Source organism: Limisphaera ngatamarikiensis, from assembly GCF_011044775.1.
In the GTDB taxonomy this organism is placed as follows: Bacteria; Verrucomicrobiota; Verrucomicrobiia; order Limisphaerales; family Limisphaeraceae; genus Limisphaera; species Limisphaera ngatamarikiensis.
The window spans coordinates 1-5,202 of sequence record NZ_JAAKYA010000068.1 but is presented as its reverse complement, the minus strand read 5'-3'; the positions used below and the strand labels follow the sequence as shown (position 1 = coordinate 5,202).

Annotated in this window: 3 protein-coding genes; all 3 read right to left on the bottom strand. The window is 57.7% G+C overall.

Translation table 11 applies throughout. From position 1 onward, the window contains the following. Positions 1–4: 4 nt before the first annotated feature. On the bottom strand, positions 5–1,294 hold the full coding sequence (locus tag G4L39_RS10035; protein WP_165107930.1) for an RHS repeat domain-containing protein: 1,290 nt from the start codon (positions 1,292–1,294) through the stop codon (positions 5–7). Positions 1,295–2,900: 1,606 nt separating this feature from the next. Next, entirely contained in the window at positions 2,901–3,536 is a 636-nt protein-coding gene (locus G4L39_RS10030; protein WP_165107928.1) for an RHS repeat-associated core domain-containing protein, read from the bottom strand. Positions 3,537–4,186: 650 nt separating this feature from the next. Beyond that, positions 4,187–5,202 (bottom strand): RHS repeat-associated core domain-containing protein (locus G4L39_RS10025; RefSeq protein ID WP_205880933.1); only part of this gene is annotated, 1,016 nt, incomplete at its 5' end.

Below are 5,202 nucleotides of genomic sequence, written 5' to 3'. Positions count from 1 at the left end.
CAGGCTAGCGGTTGGGTGGTTTCCAGCCCGGGGGCACTGGCTTGGTTTGTTCTTTGCACTTGTAAATGTCCAGCCTGCAGCCCGGTACTGTTACCTTTGAGCAGTTCCCTATACTGACGTTGTATTCCATCCACTTCGGCGTTTGTCCGACTGTGAAGAAGAACTGTGCACCGCCGGTCGGGTCTTGGCCGGGGTTCTCGCATATTCTCCCGGCGCTGTCTAAAGAGCGTCCTTGTGGCAACGTTTTTGTGCAGCACTGATCATAGCGGTCCCGCCCGCCACCAGGTTTCCCATCAATCAGCACCTTACCCTTCGGGCCACAATCGAACCTAGTCGATTTGGCTTGAGCGCAGAAGTCTTTCTCGCCACCGAAGTCGCCGGGCCATTTGGTGTTCTGGCGATTCTTCATGATGTGGTAGACGGCTGCCTCACAGCCTCCTTCGCCTTCGCAGAATACCATACACCGACAGCAGTCAAGATCTGTCCTGCAGTGGTCCTTGCACCTCGGGTTTGCCCTCACTGCAAGGCCGTGAACATCGAACTGATCAACAGCATCGTTTCCAACGAAGCCATACATGTTTAATCCACCATGTTCGCCTATCGGATCTCTACAGAGCCACCGCCCAACTGTAGGACTGTAAGCCCGGTATTCGTACAGCACCAGGCCCGTGCCGTCCTCCGTCCGCTTCGTGCTGAACCGGAAAGGATTCGAACCCGCCGCAGCGCCCGTCAGCCGCAAAGCCTCCCCAAACGGCCCATACTCGTACCGCGCAGTCTCGGTACCGGTGCTCGCGGACACCAGGTTCCACACGTTCCCGTTGCCGTCATACGTCACAAAGTGCACCCCCGCAGCAGGTCCACCGCTCAACCTCACCCACAACAACCCGCCCACTCCACCCGCTCCGTCCAGCGTCTCCGAAACATCCAATCCCCACACGTACGACCGCACCACCGCACCGTTCGTCCCGTTCAGCTCCGCAATGTGCCGCCCAAACAGCTCCGGATCACTCACCAGCTTCAGATCCTCCACCACCTGCCACGTGCTGTTGGTCCAGACGTACCGCACCTGCCGTACCCGACGCCCCATCGCATCGTACGTCCAGTCCACCCGACGCCGATCCACACTGCCCCAGCTCATCACGCGCACCAGCCGGTTCTCAGCATCCCAACTGTACACCCACCGACCGTCCCGGACAAGATTCCCGTCCAGGTCGTGGATGATCAGCTCCGGCGTCTGCACCACCACCGCCGACCGCACCTCGCCCTGCAGCCGGTCCCGTCGGTCCAGAGCCATGGAGGGGGCGAACCACAGAGACACAGAGGACACGGAGAACGGCCAGAAGAGCCCGCGCAAAGCAGGTCGCGATCTCTATGGCGGCAGTTGGTGTCTGGCAATGTTTTCCGCAGCCCCTTGCGCCGGCAAAAGCCGGCTTGCCGGTATCGCTTCCGATCAGCAGTTTGTTATAGGCGCATTCGAGCTGACGGCGGGGATGAGGTCCCTCCCATGCGGCTTTACCGTAGGGGCACAGTCCTCTGTGCCCGATACTCTTGCGGACCGCGAGGACGCGGCCCCTACCGGGCAACGATCGCGGGAAGGGTGCAGTCCTCTGTGCCCGATATTTTTGCGGACCGCTACGACGCGGTCCCTCCCATGCGACCTTGCCGGAGGGCACAGTCCCCTGTGCCCAATAATCCTGCGGACGGCGGGGACGCCGTCCCTCCCCGACCTGTCGGGGCTCGCAAGGGCACCCAGCCATCGGATGTGGTTGCAGGTCCCGCAGAGGTTCCCGTGGTCTGCCTTTTCTTGCGGACCGCGAGGACGCGGTCCCTCCCGGGCTGGCCAATTTCGAAGAATGCCCACGGCTGGACGATGTCCGGGAGGGGCGTAGTCCTCTGCGCCCGATGTTTTTCCAGACCGCGAGGGCGCGGTCCCTCCCGACTTGGCAAATGGGCTGGGGTGCCTTGGATCTCGCGATCTCCGGGAGGGGCGCAGTCCCCTGTGGCCGCATCTTTCTAGGGACCGGCGGGATACGGCCCGTCGCTTACCTGCGCCGCCGCAGCCAAGGCAGAACCGTCACCGTCCTTGCCCACCCCATGGCGTCTAGATGTCCACTCGGCTGGTAAGCACCGGCGCCCCCCAGCGCTTCCCCGCAGGCTGTACGGCTACGTGCATCCCGAGCCCCTGCAGGTACGCCCGGTGCCTTCGTGCCCCCCGAGGTTCAACCAACAACCTGGCCCGCTGAACACAGGGTGCCCGCAGCGGTTCCTGGGCCCTTCGTGCCGTTGAGGCCACGATCGGGATGAACTCCAGGTACGCGTGATGCTGGCCGCCCATACTTCCTGCGCGACTCCTACAGCATCCGGTTCGAATGCACACGCTACTTTCCCCATAACTGGTGCCTATGGCCAATATGTTGACACCCTGCTCAACAATCTCCCAACAACTCGTTAGCTCTCGGTAACCTTTGCTGCATACAGCCGTCCATCTCTAAAGCGAAGCTCCAATAACCATGTCTCAACGTTAACAAGCCTACCCGGGAAGAAGATGCTACGGGAAGGATAATCCCTTCGCCGTCCCAGCTCATACCACACCAGTGTATCCTCCCCTAAAAGCTGGACCAAATGAGGAGGCCCAAGCAGGCTTTCGACCTCTTCACGGCTCAACCCAAGGGGCAAACATCTCTGAAGCAGGTCGTCAACCATTTCATATCGCTGCCCGAAATACGATGGCGCACGCCACTTTTCGGGATCAAACGTCAGCCTGCCTTTGGGTCGATAGAACTCCTCCAGCTTAACAATGCCTACAATCTCTGGCGTGTACAGCCAATTCATACAGTACAGAACCGCCAGCGCCCCAATTGCGATCCATAACCACCGACGTTTCACTGCACCAGCGTCCATCATTCATCAGAGCTCGGAACAATCTGACCGTTTCGGATCTCGTAGAGCAGGCCCTTCCGTAGCGCATCTAGACAAGCGTCAGTGCAGCTTTTGCCACACTCAAGTCCATATCCGATGCCAAACCCAACCTCGTTATTCAATCTGTCCATTTGGGAGCCTAGAGATCCGCTCGTTTCCCTGGCCTGCAACCGTTCCAAAGCGCCGTCAGGTCCGAAGCAGGGCCACCAATTTCTGGCCAGATTGCACGCTGCAATGCAGTGCGTTGGCGCGTCAGCATCGCCTCCCTCAGCAGCGTTTGGTCCGCGCTGAGTGGTGTCGTCCGGGGCTACCCGATCGGCTTCCTGTTCACCGCCGGACAGTGCTAACAGCACCCGCAGCCGACACCCGAGAACATCCGTGCAGTAACGGATGCCAATACCGATGGAACCGGCCACGATAACTGGAACAATCCCACGCCCGTCAGCGTCGTAACGATTCACGACGTCATTCATAAGCGGGCAATACAGGTCCTGTTCCTCGCTCAGGTTCAGGCGAAAGTGCCGCTCCACTGTGAACACACGATGTCCAAGTTCATTGATCACGTCTCTATTCAGCGAACGACCTAAGCTCGGTGAATAAGCACGGTATCCGTACATCACCTTATCCGTTACGTTGCACGTTCCCTTAGTGCTGAAGTGGAAGGGCTCATTGTTCGCTATCGGCCCTGTTGAACGTATACCTTCCCCAAAGGGCCCGCACTCGTAGCTCGTAGAGATGGCTCCATCACTGCTCTTCGCAGGCGCCGCAACATCGCCATTGCCATTATACACCAAAAGACGATTGGCATTATGGCGCCCGCAATAAACCAAGGTGCTTTTGTCGGGCTGCTGCTCAGTTCGTGAATTAAAACGGACTCTATTCTCTCACCACCTCCATTCTGCACTTCACTCCTACCGGCGAATCACCTTCATCTTCCCGTTCTTGCCAACCCATATCACCGTGCCGTCCTGTGCCCCAAGAAGATACCCGTAACGCCTAATCCATTCCGCCTCATTTCTCACAATAATCTCATAATGTGTCCCGTTCAGAATAAGGTTTGTGTGATAAGGCATACATCTTGGCGGCCTCCCTACGAATGTACCAGTCTCCTGCCAATTGTGTATCTCCACACGCAAATACGCAGCTTCAATTAATTGCCGATGCATGAGATTATACGGCACAACACAATTGAGTATGGGAAGGGCAACGGCAACAACACAAACTGCTGCCACAGCAACACATGCTTTCCGTATGCCCTTCATATGCTTCACCTTGATTGCGTTACCTCGTTCTCCACGTTTGCTTGCTCCTCTGCTTTCGATTGTAGCTCAGCCTCCTTTTTGCAATCACGCTCTATTGAGCGACAGTCATGTATTAGTATGCAATACGTCCGTTTCACTCCGTCCAATGCTTTCGCCGCGTTGTGCATCCTCTCGTCTTCTTCTGGTGTAGTCTTAACATGTTTTTCTACTGGTCCCAGCTCCGCAGCTAGGTCCCGCGCAGGTCTATTGTACACACCCCCATAGCTATACTTGCCTTCGCCACAAATGCGCCGTAGAGAGAGGATGCGTTCCGTATTTGGCGCGAAGTGGATCATGTAAGAATTAGTGCGATTTATCTCTCCCACCAAAACCCGGTGCTTAACCCCACAAGCTCCTTCTGTCTGCACAATATAATAATCTAAGCCAAGGAAATCTATTGCAGCGATTGGCTGGTTTGCTGTGTATCCATAAAGATTTATCCCTCCTTTTTCGTTTATCTTATCCCTACTCAGCCAGTGACCTAAGCTGGGTGAGTAGGCGCGATATTCGTACAGCACCAGGCCCGTTCCGTCCTCCGTGCGCTTCGTGCTGAAGCGGAACGGATTCACACCGGCCGCAGCACCCGTCATCCGCAAAGGCTCCCCAAACGGTCCATACTCGTACCGGGCAGTTTCGGTACCGGTGCCCGCCGAGACCAGGTTCCAGACGTTCCCGTTGCCGTCATACGTCACAAAGTGTAGCCCCGCAGCAGCCCCACCGCTCAACCGCACCCACAACAACCCGCCCACACCACCCGCTCCGTCCAGGCTTCCCGAAAGATCCAATCCCCACACGTACGACCGCACCACCGCACCGTTCGTCCCGTTCAGCTCCGCAATGTGACGACCGAACAGCTCCGGATCACTCACCAGCTTCAGATCCTCCACCACCTGCCACGTGCTGTTGGTCAAGACGTACCGCACCTGCCGTACCCGACGCCCCAACGCATCGTACGTCCAGTCCACCCGACGCCGATCCACAC

Excerpts from the sequence above, each read along its gene's own strand:
- G4L39_RS10035 (WP_165107930.1), bottom strand. The coding sequence starts at position 1,294 with ATGGCTCTGGACCGACGGGACCGGCTGCAGGGCGAGGTGCGGTCGGCG.
- G4L39_RS10030 (WP_165107928.1), bottom strand. The coding sequence starts at position 3,536 with ATGTACGGATACCGTGCTTATTCACCGAGCTTAGGTCGTTCGCTGAAT.